Annotated in this window: 13 protein-coding genes and 1 pseudogene; 6 read left to right on the forward strand and 8 right to left on the reverse strand. The window is 48.1% G+C overall.

The genetic code is table 11. From position 1 onward, the window contains the following. The first annotated feature begins 97 nt into the window (after positions 1-97). Complete coding sequence (locus tag AC3G2T_RS07880) at positions 98-979, forward strand: SDR family oxidoreductase (RefSeq protein ID WP_488435092.1); 882 nt, start codon at positions 98-100, stop codon at positions 977-979. An 82-nt stretch (positions 980-1,061) separates the two neighbouring features. Here the strand turns inward: AC3G2T_RS07880 and AC3G2T_RS07885 are convergent, their stop codons facing one another. The 3 genes from AC3G2T_RS07885 to AC3G2T_RS07895 all read right to left on the reverse strand — a co-directional run bounded on the left by AC3G2T_RS07885 (position 1,062) and on the right by AC3G2T_RS07895 (position 3,600). Continuing rightward, positions 1,062-2,474 (reverse strand): M56 family metallopeptidase, encoded by a 1,413-nt coding sequence (locus tag AC3G2T_RS07885; RefSeq protein WP_488435093.1) that lies wholly within the window; start codon positions 2,472-2,474, stop codon positions 1,062-1,064. Positions 2,475-2,546: 72 nt separating this feature from the next. After that, a complete protein-coding gene (locus tag AC3G2T_RS07890) occupies positions 2,547-2,879 on the reverse strand; it encodes a BlaI/MecI/CopY family transcriptional regulator (RefSeq protein WP_474682552.1) in 333 nt (110 codons plus the stop codon). A 205-nt stretch (positions 2,880-3,084) separates the two neighbouring features. Then, positions 3,085-3,600, reverse strand: coding sequence for a MerR family transcriptional regulator (locus tag AC3G2T_RS07895; RefSeq protein ID WP_488435094.1), 516 nt, complete (start codon positions 3,598-3,600; stop codon positions 3,085-3,087). A gap of 177 nt (positions 3,601-3,777) precedes the next feature. Between AC3G2T_RS07895 and AC3G2T_RS07900 the strand changes: the two genes are divergently transcribed. Further along, complete coding sequence (locus tag AC3G2T_RS07900) at positions 3,778-4,644, forward strand: SDR family NAD(P)-dependent oxidoreductase (protein WP_488435095.1); 867 nt, start codon at positions 3,778-3,780, stop codon at positions 4,642-4,644. A gap of 46 nt (positions 4,645-4,690) precedes the next feature. Here AC3G2T_RS07900 and AC3G2T_RS07905 read toward each other — a convergent pair whose 3' ends face one another. Both AC3G2T_RS07905 and AC3G2T_RS07910 read right to left on the reverse strand, forming a co-directional pair. After that, positions 4,691-5,335 (reverse strand): response regulator transcription factor, encoded by a 645-nt coding sequence (locus AC3G2T_RS07905; protein ID WP_488435096.1) that lies wholly within the window; start codon positions 5,333-5,335, stop codon positions 4,691-4,693. Positions 5,336-5,348: 13 nt separating this feature from the next. Next, positions 5,349-7,520: a GAF domain-containing sensor histidine kinase gene (locus AC3G2T_RS07910; protein WP_488435097.1), complete on the reverse strand. Its 2,172-nt coding sequence runs from the start codon at positions 7,518-7,520 to the stop codon at positions 5,349-5,351. Between the two features lie 224 nt (positions 7,521-7,744). Between AC3G2T_RS07910 and AC3G2T_RS07915 the strand changes: the two genes are divergently transcribed. After that, a complete protein-coding gene (locus AC3G2T_RS07915) occupies positions 7,745-8,308 on the forward strand; it encodes a hypothetical protein (protein WP_488435098.1) in 564 nt (187 codons plus the stop codon). A gap of 126 nt (positions 8,309-8,434) precedes the next feature. Here AC3G2T_RS07915 and AC3G2T_RS07920 read toward each other — a convergent pair whose 3' ends face one another. Together AC3G2T_RS07920 and AC3G2T_RS07925 are read right to left on the reverse strand one after the other, a co-directional pair. Then, positions 8,435-9,733 (reverse strand): MFS transporter, encoded by a 1,299-nt coding sequence (locus AC3G2T_RS07920; RefSeq protein WP_488435099.1) that lies wholly within the window; start codon positions 9,731-9,733, stop codon positions 8,435-8,437. Continuing rightward, positions 9,714-10,400, reverse strand: a complete 687-nt coding sequence (locus tag AC3G2T_RS07925; protein WP_474682396.1) for an ArsR/SmtB family transcription factor — start codon at positions 10,398-10,400, stop codon at positions 9,714-9,716. The genes AC3G2T_RS07920 and AC3G2T_RS07925 overlap by 20 nt, the downstream gene beginning before the upstream one ends. A 288-nt stretch (positions 10,401-10,688) precedes the next feature. Here AC3G2T_RS07925 and AC3G2T_RS07930 point away from each other — a divergent pair, with 288 nt between their 5' ends. From AC3G2T_RS07930 to nrdD (AC3G2T_RS07940), 3 genes are read left to right on the forward strand one after another with little or no spacing between them, the layout of a single operon-like run. Then, complete coding sequence (locus AC3G2T_RS07930) at positions 10,689-11,366, forward strand: 4Fe-4S cluster-binding domain-containing protein (protein ID WP_488435100.1); 678 nt, start codon at positions 10,689-10,691, stop codon at positions 11,364-11,366. A gap of 14 nt (positions 11,367-11,380) precedes the next feature. Continuing rightward, a complete protein-coding gene (gene nrdD / locus AC3G2T_RS07935; RefSeq protein ID WP_488435101.1) occupies positions 11,381-11,713 on the forward strand; it encodes an anaerobic ribonucleoside-triphosphate reductase in 333 nt (110 codons plus the stop codon). Next, the gene (nrdD, locus tag AC3G2T_RS07940) at positions 11,649-13,298 is read left to right on the forward strand and encodes an anaerobic ribonucleoside-triphosphate reductase (protein ID WP_488435102.1); all 1,650 of its coding nucleotides are present in this window, start codon (positions 11,649-11,651) and stop codon (positions 13,296-13,298) included. Before nrdD (AC3G2T_RS07935) ends, nrdD (AC3G2T_RS07940) begins: the two co-directional genes overlap by 65 nt. 418 nt (positions 13,299-13,716) lie before the next feature. Here the strand turns inward: nrdD (AC3G2T_RS07940) and AC3G2T_RS07945 are convergent. Beyond that, positions 13,717-13,887 (reverse strand): annotated as a pseudogene (locus AC3G2T_RS07945) (YciI family protein); the annotation flags it as partial. Positions 13,888-14,292 lie beyond the last annotated feature (405 nt).

Here is a 14,292-nt window from a genome sequence, read left to right on the forward strand (position 1 = left end):
TATTATAACATTGATTCAAACTGTATTGCTATAGAGTGCACTCTATACTTTACCATTTCACTTGAAAGTAATGATTTCATATTAGGAGGTATTCATTATGCGTGTTTTTGTCACCGGAGCCACCGGATTCATCGGATCTGCTGTTGTTGACGAGCTCCTCGCTGCAGGGCATCAGGTCATCGGGCTTGCCCGCTCCGACAAGGCGGCCTCAGCATTGAAAGCCGCCGGAGCGGAGGTGCATCGCGGTGCCCTAGATGACCTCGACAGCCTGCAAAATGGCGCTGCCGCTGCGGACGGTGTCATCCATCTTGCCTTCATTCACGACTTCTCGAACTATGCGGCCGCCGCCGAGACCGATAGGCAGGCGATCGAAGCCATCGGAGCAGCGCTTGAGGGCTCCGACAAACCATTCGTCGTCACCTCGGGGACGCTCATGCTCTCGCCGGGACGTCTCGGGACGGAAGAAGACACGCCGATCCATACACCGCGGCACTCCGAGAAGGCCGCGATCGCGCTGGTTGAGCGCGGGGTGCGATCTTCGGTCGTCCGTCTCGCACCGTCCGTGCACGGTCTTGGCGATCATGGCTTTGTCCCGGCGCTGATCGGCATTGCTCGCGAGAAGGGCGTCTCCGCCTACATCGGCGACGGGTCCAACCGCTGGCCGGCTGTGCATCGCCTCGATGCGGCGCGCCTGTTCCGGCTGGCGTTGGAAGCCGCCCCGTCGGGCTCACGGCTGCACGGTGTCGGCGATGAGGGTGTGCCATTCCGCGACATCGCCGGCGTCATCGGCCGCCACCTGAACCTGCCGGTCGCCAGCATTTCCCGCGAAGAGGCAGAAGCCCACTTCGGCTGGCTCGGAGCCTTCGCGTCGGCCGACAACCCTGCGTCGAGTGCAAAGACACAGCAACTCCTGGGCTGGAAGCCGGTGCACCTCGCACTGATTCCGGACCTTGAAGAAGGTCACTACTTCAAGAGTTAAACCACCAAAAATGTGATACAGGGCGATTTTCCGGTACTTGCCGGGGGATCGTCTTTTCCTTTGCTCGCGGATTTGCAGTGGCTTATGGAGCAGCTTGTGGTACAGGCTTAGGTGCAGTAACCGCGCTTTCTTGCGGTACAGGTTTTGGTTCTTGAACCGCAGTGTTTTGCGGTCTAGGCTCTGATACAGGAACTACAGCTTCTTGCGGTACAGGCTTTGGTTCTTGAACCGCAGTGTTTCCCGGTGCAGGCTCTGATACAGGAACTATAGTTTCTTGTGGTTTAGGCATTTGTGCAGGAGCCGCAGTTGCTGCCGGTGTTGTTTCTGCGTTTATGGACTCCGACTTTGAACTCGCAGGTTCGCTGGAAGCGCTGGACTTCGTTCCAACCGCTGCATCAAGTGCCGAATTTTTATCCGGTTTAGGCGAACTTGGGTCGGAAGTTGCCACAGTCTTTTGATCGGATGCCGACGCATTCGACATTTGCGCCGGGGACTGATCTATTTTTGCATTCGTCAAAGAACATCCGCTTATGAGTAGAATGGCAGCAAAACCAACGAACGACCAGCGATATGAATGACTTTGAAAATATTTGATCATGATAATTCTCCTTTTCAGCTGTGATTTGCCCCCTGATACATTGACATTGCCCGGCACCCTTACAGGAAGCGCATGTTTTTCTAACAACTGAATGAGCGTATAACCGTAATCGGAGCGTTTTTCCGGTTCGAGATAAGTAAGAGCCAGAGCATCGCTTGCGATCTCCTGGTCTTCGCGCATACGATGATAAGCGTACCAAAGAATCGGGTTAAACCAATGAATAATCAACAGGATCTGCATCAGCCAATTCATTCCGATATCATTGCGCTTACAGTGTGCTAATTCATGCAGGAAGATGTGCCGGAGTTGCTCCTGCTGTAAGCTGTCCAGGACGGCTTGCGGCATAACCAATCGGGTGTTCCAAAATCCAAACAACGTTGGCGAGGTCAGTTTGTTCGATACAACTAGAGTGACAGGTTTACGAACCGACATTAGCGTTTGGCAGTGAGAGAACAACTGCAGGACCCCGATATCAGTTAACGGTGTCGTCTCTTTCGTTATTTTTAAGGCAAATTTCCGGTTGATCACAAACGTATATGCCCCGAATATGCCGGTCCCAAGAAGCCATATATACAAAGCGTAGCGATAAAAAATGTTTGCAGTTGCTGATTCCCCAACTACAGCTTCCCCGTGTGTGACTATCTGAGCCGTTGGATTATCGTGAATGGTATGAGGGTAGGATATCCAATTATAAATGCTTAACTCGCTCTCAATGCCCCAAGGCAGAAGCAGTCGTACAACCAATAACAGCCACATCAAGTAATGCCATCTGGGCTTTATTCGTTTATTCAGGATAAGCTGTGTCAGCAGGATCAGCACGACCGTGACGGCACCCATGGCAGATACCGACAAAATCCAATTAAAAAGATGCACGAGGAGTTCGTCTATCCGGTTCACTTTCACCCTTTCCTTTCATGAATCAAAATGGAGTACTCCAGTAAACGTAAACTACCCGACTCGGCATATTTATCATTTCGTTTTATCTTCAAGGATGCTTTTCAGTTCTTTAATGTCTTCCGCCGATAGCTGCTCTTCCTTCAAATAATGAACAAGCATCGGCTTCAAAGCACCGCCATAAACCCTTTTTAGAAAGGATTGTGTTTCGGATTTCACACATTCACCCTCAGAAACTAATGGGAAATAAGCATAGACTCTGTTTTCTTGCGAAAACGATATCGCTTGCTTCTGGGTTAATCGGTTCAACAAGGTTCGAATCGTTTTGGGCTTCCACTCCGTCCGATCCTGCAGCGCCTCAATCACATCATTAGCCGTGCGGGGCGACTTGATCCATAGTATCTTCATGACTTCCCATTCTGCATCGGTTATGTGGGGTACGGTTTTCACATGCTCACCTCCTGTCCCGCTTTGGATTACAACCGTAATACAAACATGATATTACATGTGTAATCCACATTTGTCAAGCTAGGGTGCTCACTCATGCGTTCCGCAACGACATATGTACCTGAATTTGTGAAAAAGCAACAGGAGCTGCCGCGGCAGCTCCTTCTTAAGTCCTGAACATATTCCTAGCCGGTGATTTGTCCGCTTTGACCGATACGGAAAAATAACTCATCTCAACGGGAGAGACGGGCCTTGATTTCGGTTCTCCCATCGTTTTCTTTGACATGCCGTTCTGGCTTTCATCCGACCAGTCCCGGCGGTATCTCCCCTCCTCCAGCTTCATGTCGATAAAATCGACGACCTGCTGCAGCGAGGCGATTTGACTGACGATATTTTCCCGGTGGCTCCTTAAGCGCTCCACCAAATCGGGATAATCCGCGGGATCGGTGTCGGCGGAAACCGCCAAAAACGGCCGCATTTCCTCCAGGGGCAATCCCGTTTTTTTCAAGCAGGATATCAACCGGATCGTATTGATGTCCACCTGCCGGTAGACGCGGTGCCCGTTGTCCTTCCGGTCCGCCCGGGGGAGAAGCGAGATCTTTTCGTAATAACGGATCGTATCCTCGGAAATACCGGTTTGCTCGGCGGTTTGCTTTATCGTAAAGGTTTGCTCTGCCTTCACCCTGCTCCCTCCCGGAAATTGCTTTTTTTGTGCATTATACATCTTGGAGCTGGCTTCAAGTCAAGTCTCTTATCCTTTGGACAAAAACTTTGTTTCGCGCCTTGACTTGGAGCCGACTCCAAGTTCTACAATGTTCGCTATTAGGGAAAATATCCCACCTTCAGGAGGAGACGTACAATGACCGCGAACCAACGCGAAAATATCGCACTGATTACGGGTGCAAGCGCCGGGATCGGGTTGGAATTAACCCGGAAATTACTGTCGGAGGACTGGCAGGTGGTCGCTTTGAACCGTTCAGACTTTCCGGCGGACGATATGAAAATCCAAAAAGCCGTCAAGAGCGGATGGGTTCGTATGTATAAAATAGCGGATCTCGCCGATTATTCCGGCTTGAGACGGACTTTGGAAGAGATCAAAGGTAAAGAACAGCGGATCGATATTTTGTTCAACAACGCCGGTGGGAGCTTTCACGAGCTGAGCTATTCGAAGCAAGGGCGCGAGAGCCATTATGAGCTAATGACGGTCGTTCCGTATATCATTCTGATGGAATTGAAGGAACTCCTAACAAACGGCCGCTTAAAAACGGTGATCAATACCTCATCTTCAGCGCTTAAATTTACGAAAGAGTTTAACCTTGAAATCCTGGAGCGACCCAAAACCTTCCGCAAGTTGATTGGTCCTTACGCCACCTCAAAGCTGGCGCTTTCGTTGTGGACCCAGGCCATCGCGCCGCAGCTCGCCAAGGACGGCATCAAGATCCGCAGCGTTGACCCCGGCGGCAACAATACGCTAAGAAAAGGGAAAAAATCCGGGCTGCCAATTTTGGTTAAACCGCTTATGAAGCTGTTTTTTCCTCCGCCTACCCATGGCGCCAACCAGCTGTATGAGGGTGCTCTCGGGGAACACCGTGATGAGACCGGCGTTTTTTTGCTGAAAGGTCAGGTTGCAGATTTAAAATTTAAAGATCAAGCGCGGAACGTTTTGGAGAGGATTCATGCGATTTACAAACACGAATTTCTTGGTGACACCTCCCATCCGTCTTAAACGAATGAAGAGGTGTACGAAGTTGGGCCGCAAGGTCGAATTCAGTTTAATCCTCTCGGGACTTCTGAACCAAACGTTTCGCAGCATTGCGGTCCGTGACCTGAAGCTTATTTAAAATGTTCGACACATAGTTGGCCACCGTTTTATTGCTAATGTGCAGCCGGGCTGCGATCTGGGCATTGGTGTCGCCTTCCGCGACCCGCTCCAAAATTTCAATCTCACGTTTAGTGAGCTCCGCAAAGGTTGGATCATCCGCAGGTACGGTTTGGGCCTGAGAGAAGTAGCGCATCATCCGACCGGCGATATCCGAGCTGAACACAGCTCCGCCGCTGCCTACCATCCGTATGGATTGCAGCAGCTCATCCTCATCGGCGTCTTTCAGCATGTAGCCTTTGGCTCCGTACCGCATTGCGGTAAATACCGATTGATCATCTCTAAACATCGTCAAAATCAAAACCTCGATTGCCGGATGCCTTTCCTTGATCAGACGCGTCGCCTCGATACCGTTTATGCCGGGCATGCGAATATCCATAAGCACAAGGTCGGGCTGCAACTGCGCTGCAAGTTCGAGTGCCTCTTCACCGGATGCCGCTTCCCCGACGATTTCCAGATCGTCCGTGGTGCGCAGCAAATTCCGTACTCCGCTGCGAAATAACGGATGGTCTTCTGCAATGATAATTCTCAGTTTCATTCCCCTCCTCGTATCAAATCGGCAGCACGGCCAGCACGCGTGTACCGCCGCTCTCTATCCGTTCTATCAAGCAATTTCCGCCGAGCTCCGCGGCCCGCTCCCTCATGGAAACGAGCCCGATGCCTCCCTTGCCGGAAAGCCGCTGCGCGTGAGACGGCGGCAGACCCTTGCCGTTATCCGTCACCTCCACCACCAATTGCTGCGCTGCCGACACATGCAGTTTGACAGTGCAAAGGGTCGCCTGACTATGCTTGAGCACATTGACCAAAGACTCCGTGACAATGCGGTAGGCGGCAACCTCCACCGCTGCCGGCAATTCCGGCAGCGGCGGCGGCTCGATCAGGCGGATATGGATCGGCACGGTACCCTGTTCGTCGGCGAGCAGCTTTACCGGCTTATTCAACTCGCTGATCCTCTCTTGAATCGCGGTGATCAAACCGAGCTCGTCCAGGGAAGGCGGGCGCAAGTCATGCACGAGCGTTCGAATTTCTTCCACCGTCGCGCGGATAACCTTCCGGAGATCGGCCAGCATCTCGATCGCAATCTCAGGCTGCTTGACGACATATTTCTCCGCCGTAGCAACATTTAACGCCAGCGCCGCAAGCCGGGGAGCGAGATCGTCGTGCAAATTTTTGCGGATTTGCCGACGCTCCTCCTCCCGCGCCAGCACCAGTGTTCCCCTGGATTCCTGCAAATCCTCAGCCAAAAGCTTCATCCCCAGCGTCATATTCACAATTTCGACGATTGGCCCTGCCTGATGCACCAGCACATCCAGAAACTTGTTATCTTCCGATGAAAAAGCTTCGCCCGGAGAACGCCTGGACAAAATGAACGTACCCAACTGCTTCCCGCGGTGAATGATAGGAAAAGGCAGCACTTCGTGGGTCGGCTCCCCGACCGCGGCGACGAGCGTATCCTGTCCTCCCACTCCGATCGTAATACCCGCATACGGCAAGCGCAGCGACTCCTTTACGGTAGCAGCGAGAGCCTCCAGCATCGCTTCCGGCGCAAGCGGTCTGACCAGTTGGCTTCCCAGTTCCAGCAAAACGGCATAAGGGTCGTCGTGCCGTCCTTTCATCATCAGGTTAACGAGCCTTTGCAGTTTTTCCTTCAGCGGCGCGAAGGCGACCGCCACCACCGCCGTAGCCGCCAAGGAGACGAACAAGTTATCCCTGGTCTCGAATAACTGGCTTAAATAAAAGACAGAGAAAATATAGATCGCGGCGACACAAAGGGATAATGCCCCATATACCAGCGTGCGGTTAACCAGCGGGTCGATGTCCCACAGCCGATGCCTGAGCACAGCCAAAGTCAGCGTAAACGGGATCGCTAGCAAGCTTAGATTAAGAAACGCGTTAAGATACACGTAGGTTAAGGCGCTTCCATCATTCAGGCGCGGATTAAACAAAATGCTCATCCCGACAAATCCGATCATGCCGATAGCGAGTCCATACACGACCCATTTGGTTTGCTGGCGCTGCGCCGGCGAGGATACTTTGCGAAACCGGTATATTTGCGAATAGATCAAAATCAGCGTTGAGGAAGTGTACCACAAAAGCTCAAGGTAAGCGGAAATGTTGAATTCTCTCCAAATGCTTCCGTGGTTAATAAAGCTGCCTACACCAACAACCGTTATGATGATAAAAACCGCTACGGTCCATCTGGGCACGAACGAACCGTTCGGAAAGAGCAGGAATAGCAGCGATAACCCGATCCAACCGAAAGTGGCCACAAGTGTAAACCACCACTCCTGCAGGACGATGCCCTGAAAAGCGACCGAGGTAAGCGAAGGGAACGAGGTACCGAACGAGACCATGGCCCAAGCGGCCAGAACCGCCATCGGCTCGCGAAAACCTTTCCAATAAATGAGCAGCGCCGCGCCGTAATAAACAAGAGTAAAAATAACGTCAATGCATACGAAGATGACGGCGTACGTCTCCAGGCTAATGTGAGTGGTTCCTTCGCTCCCGAGGGGCATGGCCGGAACCCAAGTGCCGCAGCCGTTCATCATACATGTCGAAACAAGCCATTGGTAATATTTTGGTATTCCCGTCATATACAGCACGACAGTTATCAGGCAAAATACGGCCACCAGAAGCTGCAAACAAAGCAGGGTCCATTTTGTTGGCAGCCGGCTTGCCGGTTCATCCATCGGATCGGCGATCCGTGCCGGTGTTTGCGGCATAAGTCCCCTCCGCTTTTAACTAAAATCTACCTCTATTATAACGATCCTCCTGCGGCTTGAATATGCGAAATGCGCAATTTCCCGGCCAACTTCCCGGATTTCCCGAAAATGTCCCGTTCCGGTTTCCCTGAACATTGTGACGGCTCTCTCTGTTTCCCGTGCTGTTCCGCAGCTTATAATTAAGCGCATCGACGTTTTGATCAATGAAACAGGAGGCTGTATGGATGATGAGTGAAAAACAAGTGATTCGATGGTTGGGCATGATTTGTTTACTGGCGGGAATCGTACGTATGGGGATGACGCCAAGCTCTCTGATCTGGGGGACGGATAGCGCGCCGGAACTGATCTGCGGATTCGTCGCATGTATTTTGATGTCCGTCGGCACGATAGCCACGTACATGGTACAATCGAGAGAAACCGGTGTCATTGGATTTATTACCATACTTTCCATCATTATCGGCAATATCGTGACATCCTGCCTGGTCTGGTCTTCCATGGAGTCCGTCAAGCCGGAAATGAATCATGACGGAATCATTTTCGCCGTTTCCCGTTCGTTTGCTCTTTTCGGTTTTACAGGAGGCACGCTGGTGTTTACGTTTTTAACGTACAGGGCGAATGTATTTCCCCGCTGGATCGCGGTACTGCTAGTACTCATGCTGGTCTCGATGATACTGCCTGTCGAAGACAACAAATATTTTGCTTTCTTCTGGGGGCTAACGTATGTTGGGATGGGTTACGTCATTTGGACGGGCAGATTGAATACGTCGAAGGGGTACGCGGCTAGTTGACCGGAAGGGTAACATGTTCTTAGCCCTAACAGGAATGTTCAATCAAAAAAAGGAGCAGCCTGCCGCGGCAAACTGCCCCTTTTTTAGTTGAACTCTCGTATACGTTAAGTTTAGTAACTTTCTCCGTTAGTTCATGGAGATTTTGTCTGACGCAGCTAACTTTTGTTTTTTTCGGGACCATATCACTACTGGAATTAGTAAAAGTGCGAGTCCACCGCCAGAAAACGAAAGCGTTGCGAAACTGGAATGTGCTGCAACCATACCGGATAATGCTCCCCCCGCTGCCCCTGCTAGCGCTATTAACACATCAATTGTTCCTTGAGTTTTTGCACGAGTTGCCGGATCGGTTGCATCTACTATAAGTGCAGTTCCACTGATCAAGCCCAAGTTCCAGCCGAGCCCTAACAAACCAAGAGCAATAATAAGTACCAACATAGAATCAACAGGCGCTAGAGCTGCAACAATGCCGGCAGCTAGCAGAACCCCACCCGAAGCTATTGACATCGCTGCGCGACCGATCTTATCGACAAGAATGCCTGTAATGAGAGAAGGGAAATACATTGCGCCAATATGGATGCCTATTACTAATCCTACATCCCCTAAACTATGTCCGTGGTGCTTCATGTGTATAGGCGTCATTGTCATAATTGCGATCATAACGATTTGAGTTAAGATCATTACTGTTGCCCCGACAATTAAGCTTCTGTTGTTTTTTTTATGTGTATTCGTTTGTGCTGCTGTTGACTGACTCAATTCCGATTGTGCTCTAAATATAGCCTGCGCTACAACGAAAGGGTCCGGACGGAGGAAAATAATAAATACTGCTCCTGCTAGAATGTATGCTCCGGCAGCCAAAATAAATGGACCTGCAAGGGCCGGGACACCGATTGACGTTGCAAAATGGCCCGTTACATCAACCATGTTTGGACCTGCAACCGCACCAAACGTAGTCGAAACCATTGCTGTGCTAATTGCTTTTGCTCGTTGGTTAGGCTTAGCCAAGTCTGTACCGGCATATCGTGCCTGCAAGTTTGTTGCAGTCCCTGCACCGTATATAAATAGAGAAGCGAACAGAAGAATAACACTGTTATTTACTGCGGCAAAGATTACCCCTATTGCCCCAATACCACCTGCCAAAAATCCGGCGGCAAGCCCCCACCGGCGCCCGTGAAGTTGTGAAAAACGACCCACAAGAAAGGCTGCCAGAGCCGAGCCAAGAGTGAACAAGGCGGCAGGTACACCTGCAAAACTTTCCGCTCCCAACATGTCCTGGGCAAGAAGCGCGCCCACGGTTACCCCGGCAGCAAGGCCTGCACCGCCAAATATTTGCGATATGACTACTATCAGTAAAGAGCGCTTAAATAATTGTTGCTGCATACCCGGAGAATCGACGTAATCTCGAATATTATGGGGTCCATGCTTCATCGCCTAGAACCACCTTTCTCTCTACATAACGCTTCCATTCGTGCACCCCTTCTTCTAAATGGGAGGCTTGTATGCCTTTGCTTTTCAAAATTTCAACTGCTTGTAAAGACATTAGACAATAAGGGCCACGGCAATACGCTACAATTTCTTTATCGATAGGTAAAGACGCCAGATGGTTCTCTAGTTCATCGATAGGCATAGATATAGCACCTGGAATATGGCCCATAGCATATTCATCCTCTGGCCGCACATCTAATAACAAAACTTCCCCTTTTTCCATCCGTTCCATAAGCTCTTCAAGAACAATTGGTTCCATGCTTGCATGATGTTGCAAAATTTCAGTTTTTAGCCGTTGTATTTCTATTAATTGCTTTTCGCTAAGTCGGTGCAAAGACACCATGAAGTCGGCGACAGATAGCCCCGCGATTTCATAAATTACAAAATTGCCTTTTTTGTTGAACCGAACCAACCTTGATTCATGCAGCGTTTGCAGGTGCTGCGATACATTTGCAACACTCATTCCGGTAATCTTTGCGAGTTGATCCACAGATTTAGGACCTTGGGCAAGTAAGTCAATCAGCTCCAACCGTTTTGGACTGGATAGGCATTTACCAATACGAGCAAATTCCTGATATAGTTGATCTTTCCATTTTCGTTCTAAGTTCACAATCAAAACACCTCAACAATTCAATTGTTTTATTGAACTGTTATCATAATAAAGTAATGCCTTTGCAGTGTCAAGGTATATCATTAAACACCATCTGGTTCCTTACAAATTCCGTCAGGACCTAACTTCGTTTAACAACTTCTCTCCCCTTTGAAGATGCTTTGAAGCAATTCTGTTTACCCTCTTACAAGTGACCTTCATCACATTTTAATACTATATATTGTGGTACGATTAAAATATATCAGTATATATAGTATTTCATCGTATATTTTTCGAAAGGAGTTAGCTATGCTGGTCTTCTACCCCAAGTTCATTCGCACCTTCGACGACTTGCCCGGACATCTTGCGTTACTGGTTCATGCCTGGAACGGTTGCAACATGCGCTGTTATGGGTGTCACAATTTTGATGAATTGATTGCAAAGAAACCGATAGGGCATTTAAGCAGTGATCAAGTCATTGACCGGATCCGAAAAAGTCATACGATGTTCGATGCATTATTGTTTAGCGGGGGCGAGTTTTTAATCAACGAACTCGACGAAATAGCCGATTTCCTTGAACGGGTGCGCTCGAACTTCAATGGAAAGGTGGTGATATTTACAAATGGAACCTACCCCCACAAGTTACAACAGTTGTTTGCTAGAAAACTCATCGATGGCGCACATGTCGACATGAAACTACCTTATCATTGTATGGATCCGGTGGCCGATCGCGAGGTCTACGAAGCCGTTCTAGGCGTCATTCCGTCGAAGCAATTTTGCGATAATATGTTGGAATCAGTAGAAACCGTTATTTGTCACAACAGCAAAGTAAGCCAGATTAGAACTGTACAATATCCCTTGTTAAGTGAAGAGTATTTTGATCAAATCCGAATTTATGTTGATAAGTTGAAAACGAAATATAACAGTAACGTTCCTTATTTTCTTAATCCATACCTTTCCCCTTATCAGACCATACAAACAAATTAAATGGAGGCGCTCCCATGTTCCGTCACACAGAAGACATTATCAATACGTTTACATCGAACTCAGAATCTAAGCAATCGGATTATTTAAAACGAGAAAATAGCAATTTTGTTTACTCGCTCCCCTTACTAAGACACAACCTGACTAACTTTGCAGAAGAAGAATATCTTTTGCAGCGCATTTTGCCGGCCAAGCTAACTAAATTGTATGAAGAAGGTGTTATTTACATACATGACAAACAGCTAAGTCCCTATTGTTTGAGCGTATCTTGCAAGGATTCCAACGTTGGCCAAAAATATGATGGCCTCGAAACCGACCCGCAAGCTGGAAACATTGCTTCGCCATTTTAGCAATATCATCGTACTTATGTCCCAACAAGTATCCGGTGCCGTTATGCTGTCACAAATGACCACTATTTCTGCGTCTTATTTGTATGTTGAGGAATTGTATCATGGGCGGCGCTTCACAGATGACGATCTCAAACAGTTGTTCCAAAGCCTTATCTGGGAATTGAATATGCCCCTGCGAGGCGGTTCCCAATCAGCCTTTACGAACATTACGCTTGAATTTGGAAAGCCGTCGGAAGAAATTAAAGAAGATTTCGTCGTGATCGGCGGAACAGCATTCGACATTCGTTATCGGGACATTCCGTCGGAGTATTTTGACCGAATCAATAGAGCAATTATTGAAGTTATGAAACAAGGAACCGGAACCGGTCTGCCCTTTACGTTTCCATTGATCACAGTACCGATTGACGATTATTTCAATTACGATAATCCACTGTTTCTTACGATGCTGGATAGCATGTATCAATGGGGCGGCGTATATTTCGAGAATTTCCGAACTACCCCATTTATGGATAAGCATTACCGTCTGCTTAATCCCTACCTGAAACCGCGTGATCCGGAGGCTAGTCGCAGCTTATGTTACCGGCTGCAAATCGATTTGACCGTTCTATCTAAGGTAGGCAGCGGTATCTTTGGAAGTTCAACCGGCTCAACGGGGGCCGTGCAGGTATTAAATTTGAACATGAACCGAGTATTGCTGGAATTCGGTCACGATGAAAATCTTATGTTTGCCCGTATAGAAGAACTTTTGAACATTATGCAAGAAGGCCATATGGCAAAACGGAGTTGGATCGAGCAAAACAAAGAGCTATATCCTACTTTTTTTGCGCTGAACAGGGATTTGGCGAATTACTTTAACGTATTTGGCGTTGCAGGCATGCACGAAGGATTGATTAACATTGGATATGCCGGTGGAATGAACAACGAAAGCGGAAAAGATCTGGCGCATCGAATTATGCAATTTATGACGGATAAAATCAATAGCTTTATCGTTAGAGATCGAGTCGCCTGCGGAATCGAATACGCTCCCGGGGAAAATGCAGCTATTAATCTTGCCAGACAAGATATGAAGTGGGCTAAAGAAAATCATCGTGATATTTTTGTACAAGGTGTTGGAGAAGACATCTATCTTACATCTGGTTGTATGCTCCCTTTCAGTGAAGATGATTTTCTCCGACAAGTTGAAAATAGCGCTGAATTCCAGAGTTACGCTACCTCAGGGAGTATTTTGCACCACTTCCTTGAAAGCAAACTCGAGCCCAAACGTTTGGCTGCATATATCAAAAAAATATTCGACAAACCGATCCAATACATTACCTTAACTCCGACATTGACAAGTTGTCTTAGCTGCGGTCAACAAATTGTTGCAGAAGACGGTAAGAACATCGTTGAATGCCCCGTATGCTGTAGCGACGATATCGCCACTTTTAGCCGGGTTATCGGTTACGTTAAAATGATCGCCCGTAAAAAATTACAAGTTGATAAAAATGGTTATTACAATGGGGAGCACAACTTTTGGAGTAATGCGCGCCGATTTGATTGGAACACTCGAAAACGACTTGCCAAAGAAAATGACATTTCGATCTAAATAGGCCGTCAAAATACTCGGCGGCTGTGTTCTCAAAAACCCATTTTATGATAAGCCTCATTGCTTCTTTTCCGTATCCTTGCCCTTTGATTTTAATGGTAATGCGTTTAATGCAAAGGGCACGATTCGGATCTAAAATGCCTGTCAAAATAATATATCCGAGTTTTTCGGAGATCCAGTATAGTAGACTGAATAACCATTTTTGATTGCTCCTTCCTGCACGACAATCTTTTCACAAGGTCTTCAATTTGATATTGTTATTGAATTATCCTGCCCTTTAATCGCCGCGGCGTTTAACCGCCAACTTTTTGCCTGTTCTACTGACCATCACGCTGAAACTCGTGCCAGTTCTCCTTGAATTATGGAACAATTTCAAAAACGGTGCCTTGGTTAAAATCAGCCACTTTCATAGAGCCATAAACCCTATCCGAATGCCACTGGAGCTTGGCTGCAGCCCATCTGCGGCAAGTAGCACCCCAGCCTTTGCCAATTCCTCGTTATACCTCAGCATGGCATCAAGCAGTTCCTGTCTGGGCATTACGCCCGCTTCCGAATCCGTTGTCGCTTTCACGATCATCATAAACCTCATGTTTAATCTCCTCCAAATTTTTAGTGGCCCTATTTTTCGTTCGATTCAAACCGCTTTGGCAGACCCGTATTTAAACAACGAATGAATGCGAGACAATTCGACACATCTAACGGAATTTATTTATATTAGATTATTTCTTTTCGGATTGATTTACCTTGTAGAGTTGACCGGCACGTTATCATAATCCCCAAATCCCATCTCGTCAAGAGAAAATGTGCGAATGAGCGACATAGCGGGGGATCCCCCCTTATGCTTTCGAAATAGGAATGAATTTCCGAGTATGAAGAACGATATCGCTTTTTCCAATTCATCCGGTTTCATGTAAAATTTTCCTCAGGCCGAAGGGGAGATAAGGGATATGCACACAAAGGACAGAGCGCAATGAATTCAAGGTCATTACTAAAG

It is taken from the genome of Paenibacillus sp. sgz302191 (assembly GCF_057749925.1).

Coding starts and splice junctions, on each gene's coding strand:
- AC3G2T_RS07880 (WP_488435092.1), top strand. CDS start 98: ATGCGTGTTTTTGTCACCGGAGCCACCGGATTCATCGGATCTGCTGTT.
- AC3G2T_RS07890 (WP_474682552.1), bottom strand. CDS start 2,879: ATGAAGATACTATGGATCAAGTCGCCCCGCACGGCTAATGATGTGATT.
- AC3G2T_RS07900 (WP_488435095.1), top strand. CDS start 3,778: ATGACCGCGAACCAACGCGAAAATATCGCACTGATTACGGGTGCAAGC.
- AC3G2T_RS07905 (WP_488435096.1), bottom strand. CDS start 5,335: ATGAAACTGAGAATTATCATTGCAGAAGACCATCCGTTATTTCGCAGC.
- AC3G2T_RS07910 (WP_488435097.1), bottom strand. CDS start 7,520: ATGCCGCAAACACCGGCACGGATCGCCGATCCGATGGATGAACCGGCA.
- AC3G2T_RS07915 (WP_488435098.1), top strand. CDS start 7,745: ATGATGAGTGAAAAACAAGTGATTCGATGGTTGGGCATGATTTGTTTA.
- AC3G2T_RS07920 (WP_488435099.1), bottom strand. CDS start 9,733: ATGAAGCATGGACCCCATAATATTCGAGATTACGTCGATTCTCCGGGT.
- AC3G2T_RS07930 (WP_488435100.1), top strand. CDS start 10,689: ATGCTGGTCTTCTACCCCAAGTTCATTCGCACCTTCGACGACTTGCCC.
- nrdD (WP_488435101.1), top strand. CDS start 11,381: ATGTTCCGTCACACAGAAGACATTATCAATACGTTTACATCGAACTCA.